Origin of the sequence: Pseudarthrobacter quantipunctorum, assembly GCF_045291495.1 — a bacterium.
Taxonomy (GTDB): domain Bacteria; phylum Actinomycetota; class Actinomycetes; order Actinomycetales; family Micrococcaceae; genus Arthrobacter; species Arthrobacter quantipunctorum.
On the sequence record NZ_CP148033.1, the window covers coordinates 370,261 to 389,327 of the forward strand.

The window sequence follows — 19,067 nt, forward strand, 5'->3', positions numbered from 1 at the left end:
TGCTAATTCGCTTCCGTCCCCGGAAAGCTCAGGTGCTCACAGGTAGCTCTTGACGCTGGCACGCAGCGCTTCAGTGTGCTCGTATATTTCCTCCAGTGAGCTGATCGGCACTCGGGTTTCTTCTTTGTTGACGTCGAAGAGCCCGATGTACTTTTGTGTCCGGTTGAAGTGCAGGCGCGCGATGGGCTTGCGGTTGTTGTCGTCCAGCAGCACTGCGAAGTAAGACTTGGCATCCCTTTGAACTACTCGGGCTGGCTTCACCTCGCTGCAGACGATAGCTCGAACAATTTGGTAACCCTCAATTTCCTCGAGTGTGGTCTCAAGCCCATCAGCTTCTGCCAGATCCGCTTCTGCTACTGGAGCGCTGGTGACGCTAGCCGCCGCTGCAGCTTCCTCGCTCTGGGGGAAGCCCGGGTTGCCAAGGGCCTTTTTTAGGCGCTCGTTCACCTGGTCATTTAAGAACTGCTTCGATGCCTTGGTCACCAGTGCGGTGAACTGTTCCCGCACTTTCTGGGTGTACGGGCCGGAATACACGCGTCCAGTGAGGAACTTGACCCATTCGTCTTCAGGCTCCTTGAACTGCGCGGCCAGGGTCCGCTTCAGCTCGCCAATGTACTTCAGCTCACCGGCCGCGCTGATGATCGAATCAAGATCAAAAACATCCTTGGAAAGCTTCTGCAATTCGGGAATAAGCATTTGATCGATGTCATTCAAATCGAGCACGAGAAATGGCTTTGCGTCCATCCGGTTCGGAGCATCAAGGTCCGTAAAGAATTGGTAGACCTCCCCGTTGGTAAGGATCGCAATCCGAGCGTTTGTCACGGCGAAGTACCGGAAAAGTTGCGACGCGTGCTCGATCTTGACGGGTTCACTCGACTTCTTACACTCAATCAGGATCTGGACTTCGCCGTCCTTAACGATCGCGTAGTCAATTTTTTCACCTTTTTTTAGTCCCACGTCTGCGATGAATTCCGGAACGACTTCCATGGGATTGAATACGTCGTAGCCAAGAATCGTGGAAATGAACGGCATCACAAACGCGTTCTTCGTCGCCTCTTCTGTCTGGATGACGCCCCGCTGCTGGCGCACCTTTGCTGCCAACGCTGAAAGCTTCTCTGCGAACTCCATTTGTCCCCCTACAAGACCGTCAATGCTGCACAACGAAGTGCAGCAAAGATCCAAGCTGATGAAGCAACAAACTACATGTGATTGTCCTGAATGACACTCATCTGCTTGCAGCTATGACTTCATGTCGAAAAGAGGGGAGAACAACCGCCCTGGCTTGTGCAACCGCTGCAACTGCCGAAGCGAGACTCCTAGACTGCTGACGCCTGTCCTCGGCCAGCTGCTGACTCAAGCGCATGCGAACAACGACTAGGCGCCTCCTGCCGTCGTAGTACACGGACACACAGCGCAACCTTCCGGTCCCCGCACGTAACCTGTTTAGATGCCTCGTTTTGCGCTTGATATTGAGTCCGTGCCCCGCCCTGCCCGTTCGCAGGAGCTTCTGGACGCTGTGAACCACAGGGTCGTCATTGCCGACGGCGCCATGGGCACCATGCTGCAGGGCCGGGACCTCTCCCTTGAGGAAGACTTCCAGGGCCTCGAAGGCTGCAACGAGATCCTCAATGACACCCGGCCGGACGTCCTCGCGGACATCCATGACGCCTACTTCGCCACGGGCATCGACGCCGTGGAAACCAACACCTTCGGCGCCAACTGGTCCAACCTCTCCGACTACGGCATCGACGACCGCATCGAGGAGCTCGCTCGCAAAGGCGCCGAGATCGCGCGAAAACGCGCCGAAGCGGCAGAAAAAGCAGACGGACGCATGCGGTGGGTCCTCGGTTCCATGGGGCCGGGCACCAAGCTCCCCAGCCTCGGCCACACCAGCTACGACTACCTCAAGCAGACCTTCGCCCTGCAGGCCGAGGGTCTCATCGACGGCGGCGCGGATGCCTTCCTCATCGAAACCAGCCAGGACCTCCTGCAGACCAAGGCCGCGGTCAACGGCTGCAAGCAGGCCATCGTCACCCGCGGCGTCCGGCTCCCCATCTTCGTCGAGGTGACCGTCGAGACCACCGGAACCATGCTGATGGGCTCCGAGATCGGCGCGGCGCTCACCGCGCTCGAGCCGCTCGGCGTCGACGCTATCGGCCTGAACTGCGCCACCGGCCCGGACGAGATGAGCGAGCACCTCCGCCACCTCTCCAAGCAGTCATCCGTGGCCATCGCCTGCATGCCTAACGCCGGCCTCCCGGTCCTCGGCCCCAACGGCGCTCACTACCCGCTGTCACCCACCGAACTCGCCACCGCGCACGAACAGTTCGTCCGCGAGTTCGGTCTGGGCCTGGTGGGCGGCTGCTGCGGTACGACGCCGGAGCACATGGCTGCCGTCGTCGAACGCCTTGCGCCCTTCCGCACCGCAGCCCCCGTCACCACGGAGACGAAAGCCAGCAACGGCCCCGCCCGCACCCCTACCGAGCGTGAAGCCGGCATCGCCTCCCTCTACCACCACGTGCCGTTTGACCAGGATTCCGCCTACCTCGCCATCGGTGAGCGCACCAACGCGAACGGTTCGAAGGCGTTCCGCCAGGCGATGCTCGAAGAGCGCTGGGACGACTGCGTGGACATCGCCCGCGAGCAGGTCCGCGTCGGCGCGCACCTGCTGGACGTCTGCATCGACTACGTGGGGCGCGACGGCGTCGCGGACATCAAGGAGATCGTCTCGCGGTTCGCGTCGGCCTCCACCCTCCCGCTGGTCATCGACTCCACCGAACCGCCCGTGCTGCAGGCCGGGCTTGAGCTCATCGGTGGCCGCCCGGTGGTCAACTCCGTCAACTACGAGGACGGCGACGGCCCGAACAGCCGCTTCGCGCGCATCATGCCGCTCGTGAAGGAACACGGCACCGCCGTGATCGCCCTGACCATTGACGAACAGGGCCAGGCCCGCACCACCGAGGGCAAGGTGGCCATCGCCTCCCGCCTCGTCGACGCACTGGTGGGCGAATGGGGGATGCGCGTCGAGGACATCATCGTGGACGCCCTGACCTTCCCCATCGCCACCGGCCAGGAAGAAACCCGCCGGGACGGCATCGAAACCATCGAGGCCATCCGCCAGATCACCGCCAAGTACCCCGGCATCAACACCACGCTCGGCGTCTCCAACGTGTCCTTCGGCCTGAACCCCGCGGCGCGCGTCGTCCTGAACTCGGTGTTCCTGCACGAGGCCGCGCAGGCGGGCCTGACCAGCGGCATCATCGATGCCGCCAAGATCGTGCCGCTCGCCTCCCTGCCGGAAGAGCAGCGCAAGGTGGCGCTGGACCTGGTCTGGGACCGCCGCGAATACGACGCCGACGGCAACACCACCTACGACCCCCTTGCCGTCATGCTGGACATGTTCGCCGGCGTCGACACCGCAGCGCTCAAGGACCAGCGCGCCGCCGAACTCGCGGCGCTGCCCACCGGCCAGCGCCTGGAACGGCGCATCATCGACGGCGAAGGCAAAGGCCTCGAAGAGGACCTCGACCTGGCACGCAGCGAGGGCATGACCCCGCTCGGCATCATCAATGACCACCTGCTCGAGGGCATGAAGGTGGTGGGCGAACGCTTCGGTGCCGGCGAGATGCAGCTGCCGTTCGTGCTGCAGTCCGCCGAGGTGATGAAGAACGCCGTCGCGCTGCTCGAGCCGCACATGGAGAAGTCGGATTCCTCCGGCAAGGGCACCATGGTGATCGCCACCGTCCGCGGCGACGTGCACGACATCGGCAAGAACCTGGTGGACATCATCCTCACCAACAACGGCTACAAAGTCATCAACATCGGCATCAAGCAGGGCATCGCCGAGATCATGGCCGCGGCGGAGGAGCACAACGCGGACGTGATCGGCATGTCCGGGCTGCTGGTGAAGTCCACCGTGGTGATGAAGGAGAACCTTGCGGAGCTGCAGTCCCGCGGTCTGGCGAAGAAGTGGCCCATCATCCTCGGCGGCGCAGCCCTGACCCGCGCCTACGTGGAGCAGGACCTGGCGGAACAGTTTGACGGCGTGGTCCGGTACGCCAAGGACGCGTTCGAGGGCCTCGCCCTCATGGAGCCGCTGGTGAAGGTGGCCCGCGGCGCGTCCCCGGACGACGTCGGCCTGCCGCCTTTGAAGAAGCGCATCCACAAGGGCGGGGCGAAGTTCACGGTGACCGAGCCTGAGGCAATGCCCGGCCGGTCCGACGTCGCTTCCGACAATCCCGTGCCCGCGCCGCCGTTCTGGGGCACGCGCATTGTGCGGGGCGTCGCGCTGCACGACTACGCGGCGTTCCTTGATGAGCGTGCCACGTTCATGGGGCAGTGGGGGCTCAAGCCCGGCCGCGGCGAGGACGGCGCCTCCTACGAGGAGCTCGTTGAACGCGAGGGCCGACCGCGCCTGCGCTACTGGCTGGACCGCATCCTCGCCGAGGGCATGCTCGACGCGTCCGTCGCCTACGGCTACTTCCCGGTGGTTTCCGAGGGGGAGCAGGTGGTGGTGCTGCACCACGGGGAGGATCGCGACGGCGTCCTGGGCGCCGCGGGTTTGCTCGCCCCGGACGGTGGTTCAGGCGGTCCGACCGGTACCGACCGGCTGCGCTTCGATTTCCCGCGCCAGCGCCGCGACCGGCACCTGTGCCTGGCCGACTTCGTGAAGTCGCGCGAATCGGGGCAGATCGACGTGCTGCCGGTCCAGCTGGTCACCGCCGGCTCGAAGATCGAGGAGTTCACGTCCAAGATGTTCGCTGCCAACCAGTACCGCGACTACTACGAGCTCAACGGCCTGGTCATGCAGCTCACCGAGGCGCTGGCGGAGTTCTGGCATGCGCGGATCCGCAAGGAACTTGGTTTCGCCGCCGAGGAGCCGAAGGACACAGCAGGGTATTTCAAGCTGGAGTACCGCGGTGCGCGGTTCTCGCTCGGCTACCCCGCCTGCCCGGACATGGAGGACCGCCGCAAGGTGACGGAGCTGCTGAAGCCCGAGCGGATGGGCGTTGTTTTGAGCGATGAGCTGATGCTGCACCCCGAGCAGTCCACCGACGCGTTCGTGTTCCACCACCCCGAGGCGAAGTACTTCAAGGTGTGAGCTGAGGCCGGTCTTGGGCGGCGGAACAGCCAGGCTCTTTACTCGGCTACCAAGTCGGATGGCGAGTGGGCTTCAGGTCCGGCCTCGCCACCCATTGCAGCGACCAGCCGTTCACGAGCGCGCCCCAAATGGACGTCGAGCAGCCCGGCGGCTTCGTCACCCCGGCCTTCCTCAATCAGTTCCAGCAGCCTCTGGTGCTCCGCCTGGATCAGGGCGGTGTCGAGGAGGTGCAGCGACTGTACACGGGACATGCACAGGCGGACTTCCCCAACGAGCGACCGGTACATCTTGCTGATGCGCGTATTGCCCACAGCATCGATCAGGCTGGTGTGGAACCTCATGTCCGGTTCCACCACGTCCAGCGGCGCACCGCTCTTCACGGCGGCAATGTCCTTGTTCGCCTGCACGGCACCGGCCGGAACGGTCCGGCCGGAGGCAAGCCGGCGCAGCACTTCGCTTTCCAGGTAGGCCCTGGCCAGGTAGATGTCTCGGACCGACTCCGGTCCCAGATCCACCACGCGTGCCGTCTTGTGCGTTCCCCTGTCCAGCAGCCCTTCGGCCACGAGCTTTTCAATGGAGGCTTTGGCGGTGGGGCGGGCCACCTCGTAGGTGGAAGCGACGTCCGTCTCGGTGAGCGCCTCCCCGGAACCGAGCTCACCGGAGAAGACTCGGCTCCGCAGATCCGCGGCTATCGCCTCCACGATGGAGACTGCTGCAATGCGACCGGGCACGTGCGTTCCTTCCAAGGTTCTTTCCGAGTTACTTCATCTTGCCAGACAGAACAACATCCATACTTGACCAACATGTGTACTTGTTAGACAATCGAAGGGCGCCACGGTGTTGTGACGCCTAACACAATCTGGAGACACATGTTTCAGCAGATCCTCGACCCCATCGCCGGGTCCCTCGTGATTTCAGCCCTTTGCGCAGCTCTTCCCCTCGTCCTGCTTTTCGTCCTCCTTGGCGTCTTCAAGGTCAAAGCACCTTTCGCCGCCCTGGCCGGCCTGGCGCTGTCACTGGTGCTGGCCGTCGTCGGCTGGCAGATGCCGGTCAACCAGGCCCTGAGCGCCACGGCGGCCGGCATCTTCTACGGGCTGTTCCCCATCCTGTGGATCCTGGTGAACGCCCTCTGGATCTACCGGCTCACCGTGGCCACGCCGTGGTTCGAGGTTCTGGGACGCACCATCCGTTCCATCTCCAACGACCTGCGGATCCTGGCCATCCTCATCGCCTTCTGCTTCGGTGCGCTGCTTGAGTCGCTGGCCGGCTTCGGCGCACCCGTGGCAATTTCCGCAGCCATGCTGATGGCCGCCGGCATGAAACCCCTGAAGTCCGCGATTGTCTCGCTGCTGGCCAACACCGCTCCCGTGGCGTTCGGCGCCATGGCCGCACCCATCATTGCTCTCAACGGCGTCACCGGCCTGCCGCTGAATGAGCTGTCCGCCATGGCCGGACGCCAGACGCCGTTCATCGCCCTGATCGTCCCGCTGCTGCTGGTGTTCATCGTGGACGGCCGCCGCGGCGTCAAGCAGACCTGGCCCGTGGCACTGGTGGCAGGCGCCGCCTTCGGCCTGGCCCAGTTCGTCACCTCCAACTACTTCGCGGTGGAACTCACGGACGTCGTCGCCGCCGTCGTCACCGTGGCCGCAGTCCTGCTCATGCTGAAGGTCTGGCAGCCAAAGGAAACCGTGGGCATGGGCGGTGCCGTGGAGGCTGCTGCGATCCCCGCCGTCGTCAGCGCCGGCGGAACGGGCGGCTCCACGGCACAGGAAGGTACGACGGCGGCACGCGGCAGTGGCGGCAGCGCCCTGCCTGCAGACCCCGCCATCCCCACAGACAACTCCCGGCCCGAGCCGCGCCAGATCTGGATGGCCATCGCCCCCTACCTGATCATCATCGCCGTGTTCTCGGTGGCCCAGATCCCTGCCGTCAAGGCCTGGCTGACCCAGGTGGGCAGCGTGACGTTCGCCTGGCCCGGCCTGGACATCACCGATTCGGCGGGCAAGCCCGTGGCGGCCACCAAGTTCAAGCTGGACCACCTCAAAGCCACCGGCACCCTGCTGCTGTTCTCCGGCGTGCTCACCATGCTGCTGTACAAAATCAAGGCATCCCAGGGCCTGCGCATCTACCGCGACACCGTGGTGCAGCTGCGCTGGACCATCGTCACCGTCACCGCCGTGCTGGGCCTCTCCTTCGTGATGAACCTGTCCGGCCAGACCACCACCCTGGGCTTCGCCCTGGCCTCCGCCGGCGGCTTCTTCGCCCTGCTCTCGCCGCTGATCGGCTGGATCGGCGTGGCACTCACCGGCTCGGACACCTCCTCCAACTCGCTGTTCGGGCAGATGCAGGCCACCGCAGCGGAGCAGACCGGACTTTCACCCGTGCTGATGGCTGCGTCCAATTCGTCCGCCGGCGTGATGGGCAAGATGCTGTCCCTGCAGAACCTGGCCGTGGCCTCGGCTGCGGTGGGTCTTGACGGTGCCGAGGGAACCCTGTTCCGCAAGCTCATCGGCTGGAGCGTGGGCCTCCTGGCCCTCATCACGCTCCTGATCTTCCTGCAGTCCACCCCCGTCCTCGGCTGGATGGTTCCCTGATATGGCACCGCTGGACCTCGCTGCCCTCCGCTCCGCCGTCACCGATCCCGCCCAGGTCAAAACCCGGGCCATCGACCTGCACGCAAACGCCCACGACGCCTCCCACTTCCTGCTGATCCCGCAGGCCGTGGTCACCGCCGGAAGCGCAGCCGACGTGGGCGGGCTGCTCCGCGCGAGCGCCGCCCAGGGCGTCCCGCTCACGTTCCGCTCCGGCGGAACCAGCCTCAGCGGCCAGGCCGTCACCGACGGCGTGCTGGTGGACGTCCGGCGCAATTTCCGGGACGTTGAAGTGCTCGACGGCGGTGCGCGCGTCCGGGTGCAGCCCGGCGTCACGGTGCGGGCGCTGAATGCCCGGCTGGCACCCTACGGCCGGAAGTTCGGGCCCGATCCGGCCAGCGAGGCCGCGTGCACCATTGGCGGGGTGGTGGCCAACAACTCGTCCGGCATGAACTGCGGCACCGTGGACAACGCCTACCGTACGCTTGAGTCCCTCACCGTCGTGCTCCCGTCCGGGACAGTCATTGACACCGGAGCCCCGGACGCGGACACCAAGCTGCGCGCGCTGGAGCCGGAGCTTTACCAGGGGCTGGCGGAACTCGCGGCCAGGGTGCGCGGGAACAGTGAGTCCGTGCGCAGGATCCGGCAGCAGTTCGCCATGAAGAACACCATGGGCTACGGCCTGAATACGCTGCTGGACTTCAGCAGCCCGGTGGACATCATGGCCCACCTGATCGTCGGCAGCGAGGGAACCCTGGGCTTTGTGGCGGAGGCCGTCTTCCGCACCGTTCCGCGGCTGCAGCACGCCGCCACCGGACTGCTCGTCTTCCCGGACCTGCAGGCGGCCAACGCCGCCCTGCCCGCGCTGGTGGAAACCGGCGCGGCCACGGTGGAACTCATGGACGCGCTGTCCCTCAAGGTGGGCCAGACGCTGAAGGGGACTCCCGCCGTCGTACGTGACCTGGTGGTGCGGGACCACGCTGCCCTGCTGGTTGAATACTCGGCCGAAGGGCAGGACCGGCTCGCGGAACTGCAGCAGGGCGGTGAAAGCATCCTCAAGGAGCTGAGCCTCACCGCCGAAGCCCACTTCACGGGTGACGCCAAAGCACGTGCGGGGCTCTGGCACCTGCGCAAGGGCCTGTACGCGTCGGTGGCGGGCGCCCGGCCGCAGGGGACCACCGCCCTGCTGGAGGACATCGTGGTCCCGGTTCCCGTGCTGGGCCGCACCTGCCAGGACCTCATCGGGCTGTTCGACAAGTACAGCTACAGCAACAGCGTGATCTTCGGCCACGCCAAGGACGGCAACGTCCACTTCATGCTCACGGACGGGTTCACCACCGCCGAGGAGCTGGACAGGTACAGCTCGTTCACCGAGGACATGGTGGACCTGGTGCTGGGGGAGGGCGGCTCACTAAAAGCCGAGCACGGCACCGGACGGGTGATGGCGCCCTATGTGCGGCGGCAGTACGGGGATGAGCTGTACGGCGTGATGCGCCGGATCAAGGAGCTGTTCGATCCACGCGGGATCCTGAACCCCGGCGTCATCCTGGACGACGATCCCGAGGCGCACCTCCGGCACATCAAAACGGCGCCGCCGGTGGCCGACGAGGTGGACCGCTGTGTCTCCTGCGGCTACTGCGAGCCGGTGTGCCCCAGCAAGGACCTCACCCTGACGCCGCGGCAGCGCATCGTCACCCTGCGTGCCATCGAGGCCGCGCGTCTGGCCGGGGACACGGCACTCGTGGAACAGCTGGAGAAGGACTACGACTACGAATCGGTGCAGACCTGCGCGGTCGATGGCATGTGCCAGACGGCCTGTCCGGTGGAGATCAACACCGGGCTCCTGGTCAAGCGGATCAGGCGTTCCGACGCCGGTTCCGTGGCCAGCGGCGCCTGGAACGCGGCTGCCAAGCACTGGGAAAAGGTGACCCGCGGTGCCTCGCTGGCGCTGACGGTGGTCAACAAGCTGCCGGCCGCCGCGCTGGTCCCGCCCAACAAGGCCGCCAGGGCGGTCCTGGGCACCGACACCGTCCCGTTGTACTCGGCCGAGCTGCCAGGCGGCGGTTCCGTGCGGAAACGTCCGACGCCGGACCGGGCACCGGACGCCGTCTACTTCCCCGCGTGCGTGGGGACCATGTTCGGGCCGGCTGGTGCGGACCAGTCCGGCACGCCCGGGCCGGGAGTCCAGTACAGCTTCGAGCAGCTGTGCGAACGGGCCGGGATCACCCTGCTGGTGCCGCAGGGCATCGATGGCCTGTGCTGCGGCACTCCCTGGTCCTCCAAGGGCATGGTGGCCGGCCAGGCGACCATGCAGGAGAAGACCCTGGCCGCACTCCGGGAAGCCACCCGCGACGGCGAACTGGCCATCATCTGCGACGCCTCCTCCTGCACGGAGGGCCTGCGCCAGGCCGTGGAATCGGATGTTTCCCTGGTGGGCCAGCGTCCGCTGCGGATTGTGGATGCGGTGGATTTCGCAGCCGAACACATCCTGCCCAGGCTCCCGGACCACAAGAAGCTGGATTCGCTGGCACTGCACCCCACCTGCTCGTCCACGCGCATGGGGATCAACGCGTCCCTGGATGCGGTGGCCGGTGCAGTGGCGGAGAAGGTGGATGTCCCCGTGAACTGGGGCTGCTGCGCCTTCGCGGGGGACCGAGGCATGCTCCACCCGGAGCTCACGGAGTCGGCCACGCGGAAGCAGGGGGAGGAAGTCGCGGAGCTGGGCGCGTCAGCCCATGCGTCCTGCAACCGCACCTGCGAGCTGGGCATGACCCGGGCAACCGGGGCTGAGTACCGGCACGTGCTGGAGCTGCTGGAGGAAGTGACGCGGCCCAGGGAAGACGTCGTAACGATCCCCTAGCGTTGAAGACCAGGCCTGGCAGAACCGTCTTTTCCTGAACGAAGGAGATTGGGCCCTTCGTTGGCGGGTGGTGTGAGGTAGTGCCGGGGACGGTGAGGCCCTCACCAGATGGTGTTTGCTTCGCAGTCCCCGGCCCTACCAGCTGACGTTCTACGCCTTGACGTATCCGTTCGGGTTCAGCACGAACTTCGTTGCCGAACCAGCGTCGAATTCGGCGTAGCCGCGCGGCGCATCCTCAAGCGGAATCGCTGTGGCGTTTACTGCCTTGGCGATCTGGACCTTGTCGTGCAGGATCGCCATCATCAGCTGGCGGTTATACGACATGACAGGGCACTGGCCGGTGGTGAAGGACAGGGACTTTGCCCATCCGGTGCCCAAGGACAGGGACAGGGAGCCGTGCTTTGCGGCCTCGTCGATTCCACCCGGGTCGCCGGTGACATACAGGCCGGGAATGCCCAGGGCCCCGCCTGCAGCGGTGATGTCCATGAGGGAGTTCAGCACGGTGGCCGGGGCCTCGTGTGAGGCGTCCTTGCCGTGACCGCGCGCTTCGAACCCTACGGCGTCCACGCCGCAATCCACTTCGGGGACGCCCAGGATTTGCTCGATCTGGTCCTTCGGATCGCCGTTGGAGACGTTCACCGTTTCGCAGCCGAAGGAGCGGGCCTGAGCCAGTCGGTCTTCATTCATGTCACCGACAATCACGACGGCGGCACCGAGCAGCTGCGCGCCAACGGCGGCTGCGAGGCCCACCGGGCCGGCGCCGGCAATGTAGACGGTGGATCCTACGCCCACTCCGGCAGTGACGGCGCCGTGGAAGCCGGTGGGGAAGATATCGGAAAGCATGGTCAGGTCCATGATCTTTTCCAGGGCCTGGTCGCGGTCCGGGAACTTGAGCAGGTTCCAGTCAGCATAGGGGACCAACACATATTCCGCCTGGCCGCCCACCCATCCGCCCATATCCACGTACCCGTAGGCGCTGCCCGGGCGGTCCGGGTTGACGTTCAGGCAGATGCCGGTCTTGCGCTCCTTGCAGTTCCGGCAACGGCCGCAGGAGATGTTGAAGGGCACGGAGACGATGTCTCCCACCTTGATGAACTCCACGTCCGGACCGACTTCCACCACTTCACCGGTGATTTCATGGCCGAGGACGAGGTCCTTGGGAGCGGTGGTCCGGCCCCGTACCATGTGCTGGTCGGAGCCGCAGATGTTGGTGGTCACCGTGCGCAGGATGACACCGTGGGGTACTTTCCGGCCCACATTGGCTGGATTGACTCCTGGCCCGTCCTTGAGTTCGAACGTCGGGTAGTCGGTGTTGATGATTTCGACGACACCGGGTTCCTTGTAGGCGACGGCTTTGTTTCCTGACATGGACACTCCTTTGAGTAGGGGTATTTGGTGCCAGGCCTCCCACTCGGATGGCCTGGCACTGGTCCGGCAAAGTTGCAGGCGCTGCCCCGTAGCCCGTGAAGGATGCTTTGATGAGGATACCTCCCCAGGTTTCAGGCCACCGAAGCACCCTTCACGGACACAGGACAGCTCTTCCTTCGCGAGGGCGAAGGCCGTCAGTGGGATGCCGTGTCCGGTGGAAACAGCACCCCGATGCTGCCTGCCCGGCGCTGAATCGGACAAGTATCAATCTGATGGTCGAAGAGCTTGTAGTGATGAGACTAGGGTCACTAGAGATGCAACAAAAGCGCAAGATTTGGAGGATAACCATGCAAAATTGGTGCATGAACGATCAGCGGCTCATAACACTTCCGTGGTCGCCCGGACCCGCCGACTCTTGAGGAACTAAACGCCGCAGTCGAAGCCAACGCCCCTACTCAATAGGCAGGTCCCTGACGCACATCATCAACAAGGGGCTGGTCCTGTCACTGCAAGGCGCCGGGGTTCAGCCGAGGAGCCGAAAGCACACCGAACGATCCACCGTCGCGTTCGTGTTCCACTACCCGGAGGCCAAGTACTTCAGGGTGTCAGGCGGGGGCGGTCTTTGGCCTGGCCGGAGTGAGCATTCGCGGCCTGCCCGCTTCGCCGTCGTATAAGCACGTTCGTCACCTCGTCGACAGCAGATTCTTCAACTCAATGGTGTCCGAACCGCTCCCGGGCAGTTCGAGCGGACGTGCCGAGGGCGGCACCGATAACCTCCCACGAGTCTCCGTTCGCGCGGGCTACGCTGACGGCGGCGTCCAGCTCGGCTTCAGCCTTCGCAGCAACCGTACGGGCAGCGGAGATCCGGCGGAAGTCCGCGGCCCTCCTGTCCAAGTGAGGAGCCGGGCTCAGGCGAAGGAGCGTACCATCCACCCGCAGTGGCGCGGCTAAGTGCTCGACGTGCAGGACGTAGCCTTCTTCGGGCCCGCGCTGAATGTAGAGCGTGAGGACCGATTTTCCCTCACTGTCATCAAAGTCCACTTTTCCGTAGCTCTCACGTGGGCCAACAGGCCACGGGCGCGGCTTCAACCGCCACCCAGCTTCGTACTGCGTCGGCTCGTAGGCCGGTGTTTCGCCAGGGGTCATAGTGTCCGCTCTCCTTCAAGTGTCTTGCCACTGCGCCACGACGCGTAGGGGCGCAGCACGGCCACTCACCGAGAATGGAGCCGGCGGCGGCTGGGGGAGATGCACGTGGTCTCAGCCGTACACCTTCGCCGCCGGCTCCGCTGTCCACGGTACGGCCGCGGGCTGATGGGCACCCGGGTACCAGATACCCGAATCCGGCGAAGGCATTTACCTGCGGTGGGGGTAGGACGGTGGAAGCGGGCCCTTCCGGTGGACAGGCCGAATACGGCGGGTGGCCACTCCTGCTCGCTGCTGTTGCGGGCAAGCAAAAGGACGCGCCCCGTTCGCTGAGCGCGTCCTTCGCTGTGGCAAGCCCTCGGATTCATCGGGTTCGGGCGTCCTCAGACCTTGAGTTGAAGCCGGTCCTTGGCCTGGGCAGAGTGGGCCTGCACGGCTTGCCTGCCAGCACTGGAGACCGGCTTCACCCGCCGGAACGCGGCGAGGATGGCCCGCCCCACCAGAACGATTCCAATGACCGTGGTGACGGCACGCAGGGTGTCCCAGCCCGCCGTCGACGTCACCAGCGAGTACAGCAGGAAGCTGGAGAGGTTGGTGGCCAGCGGCGCGCCGGGCTCGTAGGAGATGCCGGTGCCGGCGCCCACCGCGAACGGCCAGAACCACAGGTTGGTCAGTAGGCCGAACAGGTAGGACGCCACGGCGCCGTAGCCGCACAGCATCAACAGTTCCGCCCGCCCGCGCACCCGTCGGGGGAGCAGGCCCGCGCCCGCGCCCACCCACGCACAGGCGAAGATCTGGAACGGCGTCCACGGCCCGATCCCGCCCCACAACGCACTTGAGAGGGCGATGGTGGCGGCCCCGAGGAGCATGCCGAACCGGGCACCGAACGCCCGGCCGGCCAGGATCAGCAGGATAAAGACCGCTTCCACGCCCCCGACGCCGGTACTCGCCACCCGCACCGCGGAACCTACCGCGGCCAGTACGCCGAGCAGCGCCACCGTGTGTGCCGAGCGGACGGAACCGTCCAGGGATACGACGACGGCGACGGCGGCGAGGGGTGCGATGGCCAGCGCAGCGTAGGGGAGGGCTGCGGCGGCATCCGACGGGAGGGCGGCGGCGAGCAGCGGCCAGCAGAAAGCGCCGAGGGCCAGGAGGTTCGCCGCGGCGAGTATTGAGAGCTCGACGCCGCGCGGCAGCCGGATGCGGTGCGGCTTCTTCGCGCTGGTGATATCGGATGGCGCGTCGACATACGTTGGTGCCGGGATTCGCGGTGCTGTGGCCGGCTGCGCCGTGGCGGCCACAGCCGAGGCGGTTTCCGGCGACTTGTCCTCCAAAGCAGACGGCGCGACGCCGTCCCGCATCGGGAGGATCCGGGCGCCGAGGCCGTGGGCAAAGTCGTGGTCGTGCGTGGCGATGAGGACCGCCGCGCCGGAGTCAGCGGCGGCTTTTAGGGCCGAGGCGACCGCGGTGCGTGCTGCCGGATCGAGTCCGCGGGTGGGCTCGTCGATCAGGAGGACCTCGGGACTGTCCATGGTCTGCAACGCAATGGCAAGGATCCTGCGCTCGCCGGCAGAGAGATCCCGGGGATGCTCGTGCCCAATGGGGATCGTGACGTCACCCCGCAGCCGGGCCAGGTGCGACGCCGCATAGCCAGGCGTGAGCTGTCGGCCGTTCTTTCGACGGGCAAGGCGCCGCTCGGCCGCTCGGAGCTCTCCCGCCACCGTATCCCTGGTGAAGAGGTCGTCGGAGGCGTCCGGCACGAGGGCGACGCGGCCGCCGTCGAACGTTGTTACAACACCTCCGCTTTCGCCGCCTCTCCCTTTCCCGCCGCTGCCTTCACCGAGGGCGAGCGCGACCAGGAGGGACGACTTCCCGGCTCCGTTCGGCCCCACCAAGGCTACTACTTCGCCGCGGTGCAGGGTGAGGGATGCGTCGCGCACCAGCGGCGTGCCTTTGCGGTGCACGGCGAGGTTTGTCGCCGTCAACACAGGCGCGATGTCAGCTGGCAGGGACGGGATCTGCCGGGCCTGGATCGGGGCAGAAGGCGACGGCGAGGCACCCGGAGCCCCTGCAGCTGGGATCAATGTGCCGTCGTCGATGGTCCACCACGAGTCGGCCACCGGGACGAGCGCTTCGGCACGGTGCTCGGCGACGATGACGGAGACGCCGGCGTCGCGGGCGAGGGCGTGGAGCACGGCGATGACGTGCCCGCGGGCCTTGGTGTCGAGGTCGGCCAGGGGCTCGTCCACCAGGAGCAGCGCCGGATTTTCCACCACCGCGGCGGCGATGGCCACAAGCGTTGCCTCGCCTGCCGAGAGCGTGCTGACATTCCGGTCCAGCAGCGCCGCCACTCCGATACGGTCGGCGACCTCCAGCACCCGGGCCTTGGCGGCAGTGGACGGCACGCCGCGCAGTTCAAGGGCCAGGGAGATTTCGTCCCGGACCTTGGTGGTGGCGAAGGCGGCGCGGGGATTCTGCAGTACGACGCCGACGACGCGGGCGGTATCGCGCGGCGGCGTGGCGGCCCGGTCCATGCCGGCGACGCTCACCGTGCCGGAAACTTCGCCCCCGTCAACATGTGAGAGGAGGCCCGCGATCCCCCGCAGGATGGTGGACTTGCCGGAGCCCGTGGGCCCGGTGATCACCGTGATGGAGCCGCTCGGCGGCGTGAATCCGGGGACGTTCACCTGCGCGTCCCCTATGCGGAACTGTGCGTCCAGCACCAGAAGCGGGCCGTCGTCGTCGTTCTTGGAACGGTGCTCCGCCCGGCTCCCGAAGCCGCGCAGCTCCAGGGCCGCGGCAACCCTGCCCGCATGCTCAAGCGTGTGCTCGAGGATGGGCACCAGGGCGCGGGGTCCAAACTTTTCGCCCCGCAGCCGGAACGCCAGGCGTACGGAGGTCACGGCGTCGGACAGCGCAGGGAGAGCCGCCCAGGCCACCACCAGCATCCGGCCCACACCCTGCATGGGGCCGCGGCGGGCCAGGTGGACAAAGCCGCGCGCCACATCCACGAAGGCGTTAAGCAGGCCGAAGCCGAGGAACATCCCGGCTATCGGCAGGGCGGACAGGACCGCCGCCCACAGCCCGGGACCCGTGACCGGGCCCAGGAGGACCACATGGGAGTACGGGGCAGGCAGCCGCATCGCCGGCAGGTCCAGCAGGACCGGTTCGCCAATGCCCGTCCCGTTGAAGAGGATGCGGTAAATGACCCGCGCCGCGATGAACACGACGGCGAGGGCCGCCGCGGCTCGTAACGGCGCGGGTCGGAAGGTCATGCCGCGGGGGCGGCCGGTTCGCCGTCGACCGTGAAGAGCAGTTCCAGGCTCTCGCCCGGGCTCACCTTGAGGGTGGCGAGGCCTTCCTGGGCGTAGGCCCAGTCACCGGTGGCCGGCTTCACCCAGAGGGCCCAGTAGGCAAAGGCTGCGGGCATCTTGCCGCATTCTTCCCGGTAGGTGCCGCCCTTGTGGGTGATGTCGAAGTCCGCGGCGGGCACGCCGTTGACGCGGCACACCAGTTCGTTGGGGTATTCGGTGGTGCCCTCGGTTTCAACGTCCGCCTCTTCGAGGATTTCAGCGGCGACGGTGGGCTCGTCCACGGGCACGCAGACGTTGGTGTCGGCCGCTTCCTGCTTCAGGGCGCCCGAATCAACGATGACCTTTACGCCGTCGCAGGGAGCGTCGGCGGATGTCGCGGCGCTGGAGGAAGCTGCTGGCGTGGACGCCGGCTCAGAGGCTGAGGGCTGGGTGGCCGGCGCGGAACAGGCGGCGAGGGAAAACAGGAGACCGGCGGCGGCGAGGGAGCTCGCGGCGGCGGTGCGCATCTTAGTCAAAGTCACCTGTTAAGGGTAGGGCGTTGCCCGGCAGGATCCGGAGGTCGTCGCGTTTTGTGACGCCATCCGTCGCCAGGAACGACGGCGGGGAGTCCCGCCGTCGTTCCTGTATCTGCAGTGTGTCGGGGTGCTAGATCACCACGAACAGGAGCCAGGCCAGCAGCGGTGCTGCAACGATCATTGACATCCCCCAGATCATCATGCCGCGGAAGGTCTTCTCGCGTTTTTCTTCCTCAGTGTTGGCGACGACGAGAGCGCCGCCGGTGGAGAAGGGGCTGGAATCGACGGCCGAGGCGGCGATGCAGAGGGCGATCACGAAGCCCAGGACGCCGATGGAGCCGGTGGTGAGCAGGGGTGCTGCCAGCGGGACGAGCACGACGAACATCGCGTTGGTGGAGGCGAAGGCTGATACCACGCCTGCCACGACCAACATCATGAGCGCTGCCAGCAGGGGTGTGCCGATCCCGGCGACGGAGTTGGCGAGTTCTTTGATGACGCCTGCGGTTTCGAGCATGCTGATGTAGGTGACGATTCCGCCGATAAGGAGGATGACGTTCCAGCCGATGTGCCCGAGGGCTTCCTTGGAGTGCTGCGGGTAGAGGGCCGACAGGGTCACTGCGGCGGCGAGGGCGAGGAATCCGACGTCGAGCTTGAAGCCCAGGGCGCCGACAAGGATGCTGGCCATGAGCACTACGGTGACTATTTTTTGGCCGGTCCAGGTAGCGGTTTTTGTGATGGTTGCGGTGCCGCCGCCGAGGTAGGAGGTGGTGGAGTCAGCTGTATCTTCTTCGCGTCCGCGTCTCATGAGCTCGGGTCCGCCGAGGAGGATGAACGCGACGGCGTTGATGACTACGTTGGCGATGAAGGTCCAGAGGAAGAGCTGGCCGGCGTCGACTGAGATGCCGACTTTGTCCAGGACGCCGTCGACGATGTTGTAGTAGACGGCGATGGGGGAGAATCCGCCGGCGTTGGTGCCGTTGATGATGCACAGGCCTACCAGCAGCGGGTTGATCCTGTAGCGCTGGGCGAAGGCAAGGCCCACGGGAATGAGGATGGCGTTGGTGGCTGCGGAGAGTGCTCCGGAGCCGGTGATGATGGCGGCGAGGATGAAGAATACCCATGGGACCAGGGCAACCCGTCCCCGCACGGCACCAACCGCGCCTCCGACGATTTGGTCGATGGTGCCGTTGGCCCGGGCCATACCGAAGAGGTAGGTCACGCCCAAGAGTGTGATGAGGAGGCTGCCTGGGAAGCCGGAGGCTATTCCGGATGCTGTCTGGCCGAAGTACAGTACGCCCAGCAGGAAGGCGACAACGAGGGCGACGGCGCCCATGTTGATCTTTCGCCACATTGAGAGGCCGAAGATGAGGACAAGGCCGGATACGGCCACGAGTTCTTGCATGGCTTAGTTGATCTCCACTTGGTATCGGAATGATGATGCCAGCCCATAGGACTCGCGGTACTCGGCGACGTCGCCGGTGTGGGTGCGCGCGATGCGGTTGATTTTGACGAGGGGGTCCCCGTTTTGGCAGTCCAGAAGTGCTGACTGCTCCCGGGTTGCCTGGGTAACCGAGAGTTCCTCGGTGGCTGAGCCGATGACGATTCCAACCCGGGTTTCATACTCCGGGTACAGCAGGCTGCCGAGGTCCTTGATGTCGGTGTCGGCGAACGGCTGGAACTGCGGCAAGGGGAGCCAGATGTCTTCGACCAGGAAGGGAGTGTCCTGCCAAAGACGCAACCGGTAGAGGTGAACGGTGGGGGACCCGGCCTGGATCTTCAGGGCTTCGGCCACTTCCAGCGGCGCGTCCCGCACGTTCCTTTCAAGGATCCGGCTTTCTGGTGTCTGGCTTGTTCCTCCGTGCATCCGGAAGAAACGGAAGAGTGAGTGCTGGAAGGTGGCGCGGCGCACGTACGTGCCGCGGCCCTGATGGCGTTCCAGCAGGCCTTCGGCTGAAAGCTCCGCCAGGACTCGGCGCAGGGTGCCTACGGAGATGCCGTAGGCCTCCGCCAGCGCGGACTCAGGTGGCAGGGGTGTGGTGCTTCCCCATTCATTGGCGCGGACCCTACGGATCAGGTCGTCTTTGACCCGCACGTGTAGGGGAAGCCGCTGGTCGGACTGGGCCAGTGCCGGGGAGCTGGAAGCTTGTGTCATGCCTCACAGCGTAGAACAAATTC

At 65.8% G+C, this 19,067-nt stretch carries 11 protein-coding genes; 3 read left to right on the top strand and 8 right to left on the bottom strand.

The features are described 5' to 3' along the window. Positions 1–36: 36 nt before the first annotated feature. The gene (locus tag WHH00_RS01655; RefSeq protein WP_406635967.1) at positions 37–1,128 is read right to left on the bottom strand and encodes a type I restriction endonuclease; all 1,092 of its coding nucleotides are present in this window, start codon (positions 1,126–1,128) and stop codon (positions 37–39) included. A gap of 319 nt (positions 1,129–1,447) precedes the next feature. Here WHH00_RS01655 and metH point away from each other — a divergent pair, with 319 nt between their 5' ends. Then, on the top strand, positions 1,448–5,101 hold the full coding sequence (gene metH, locus WHH00_RS01660; protein WP_406635969.1) for a methionine synthase: 3,654 nt from the start codon (positions 1,448–1,450) through the stop codon (positions 5,099–5,101). Positions 5,102–5,139: 38 nt separating this feature from the next. Here the strand turns inward: metH and WHH00_RS01665 are convergent, their stop codons facing one another. Next, the gene (locus tag WHH00_RS01665) at positions 5,140–5,832 is read right to left on the bottom strand and encodes a GntR family transcriptional regulator (RefSeq protein WP_406635971.1); all 693 of its coding nucleotides are present in this window, start codon (positions 5,830–5,832) and stop codon (positions 5,140–5,142) included. Positions 5,833–5,970: 138 nt separating this feature from the next. Between WHH00_RS01665 and WHH00_RS01670 the strand changes: the two genes are divergently transcribed. Further along, on the top strand, positions 5,971–7,695 hold the full coding sequence (locus WHH00_RS01670; RefSeq protein ID WP_406635973.1) for an L-lactate permease: 1,725 nt from the start codon (positions 5,971–5,973) through the stop codon (positions 7,693–7,695). A 1-nt stretch (position 7,696) separates the two neighbouring features. Continuing rightward, entirely contained in the window at positions 7,697–10,552 is a 2,856-nt protein-coding gene (locus WHH00_RS01675) for an FAD-binding and (Fe-S)-binding domain-containing protein (protein ID WP_406635975.1), read from the top strand. Between the two features lie 150 nt (positions 10,553–10,702). Here WHH00_RS01675 and fdhA read toward each other — a convergent pair whose 3' ends face one another. The 6 genes from fdhA to WHH00_RS01705 form a co-directional block, all read right to left on the bottom strand. Beyond that, positions 10,703–11,920 carry a formaldehyde dehydrogenase, glutathione-independent gene (gene fdhA / locus WHH00_RS01680; RefSeq protein ID WP_406635977.1) on the bottom strand — a complete coding sequence of 406 codons (1,218 nt, stop codon included), beginning with the start codon at positions 11,918–11,920 and terminating at the stop codon, positions 10,703–10,705. A gap of 711 nt (positions 11,921–12,631) precedes the next feature. Then, positions 12,632–13,066 (bottom strand): hypothetical protein, encoded by a 435-nt coding sequence (locus WHH00_RS01685; RefSeq protein WP_406635978.1) that lies wholly within the window; start codon positions 13,064–13,066, stop codon positions 12,632–12,634. A gap of 380 nt (positions 13,067–13,446) precedes the next feature. Then, complete coding sequence (locus WHH00_RS01690; RefSeq protein WP_406635980.1) at positions 13,447–16,338, bottom strand: ATP-binding cassette domain-containing protein; 2,892 nt, start codon at positions 16,336–16,338, stop codon at positions 13,447–13,449. Beyond that, a complete protein-coding gene (locus WHH00_RS01695; RefSeq protein WP_406635982.1) occupies positions 16,335–16,898 on the bottom strand; it encodes a hypothetical protein in 564 nt (187 codons plus the stop codon). Before WHH00_RS01695 ends, WHH00_RS01690 begins: the two co-directional genes overlap by 4 nt. Positions 16,899–17,022: 124 nt before the next feature. Next, on the bottom strand, positions 17,023–18,294 hold the full coding sequence (locus tag WHH00_RS01700) for an SLC13 family permease (protein WP_406635984.1): 1,272 nt from the start codon (positions 18,292–18,294) through the stop codon (positions 17,023–17,025). A 3-nt stretch (positions 18,295–18,297) separates the two neighbouring features. Further along, positions 18,298–19,044, bottom strand: a complete 747-nt coding sequence (locus tag WHH00_RS01705; RefSeq protein WP_406635986.1) for a GntR family transcriptional regulator — start codon at positions 19,042–19,044, stop codon at positions 18,298–18,300. Positions 19,045–19,067 lie beyond the last annotated feature (23 nt).

Excerpts from the sequence above, each read along its gene's own strand:
- WHH00_RS01690 (WP_406635980.1), bottom strand. The coding sequence starts at position 16,338 with ATGACCTTCCGACCCGCGCCGTTACGAGCCGCGGCGGCCCTCGCCGTC.
- WHH00_RS01705 (WP_406635986.1), bottom strand. The coding sequence starts at position 19,044 with ATGACACAAGCTTCCAGCTCCCCGGCACTGGCCCAGTCCGACCAGCGG.
- metH (WP_406635969.1), top strand. The coding sequence starts at position 1,448 with ATGCCTCGTTTTGCGCTTGATATTGAGTCCGTGCCCCGCCCTGCCCGT.
- WHH00_RS01700 (WP_406635984.1), bottom strand. The coding sequence starts at position 18,294 with ATGCAAGAACTCGTGGCCGTATCCGGCCTTGTCCTCATCTTCGGCCTC.
- WHH00_RS01675 (WP_406635975.1), top strand. The coding sequence starts at position 7,697 with ATGGCACCGCTGGACCTCGCTGCCCTCCGCTCCGCCGTCACCGATCCC.
- fdhA (WP_406635977.1), bottom strand. The coding sequence starts at position 11,920 with ATGTCAGGAAACAAAGCCGTCGCCTACAAGGAACCCGGTGTCGTCGAA.
- WHH00_RS01670 (WP_406635973.1), top strand. The coding sequence starts at position 5,971 with ATGTTTCAGCAGATCCTCGACCCCATCGCCGGGTCCCTCGTGATTTCA.
- WHH00_RS01685 (WP_406635978.1), bottom strand. The coding sequence starts at position 13,066 with ATGACCCCTGGCGAAACACCGGCCTACGAGCCGACGCAGTACGAAGCT.
- WHH00_RS01655 (WP_406635967.1), bottom strand. The coding sequence starts at position 1,128 with ATGGAGTTCGCAGAGAAGCTTTCAGCGTTGGCAGCAAAGGTGCGCCAG.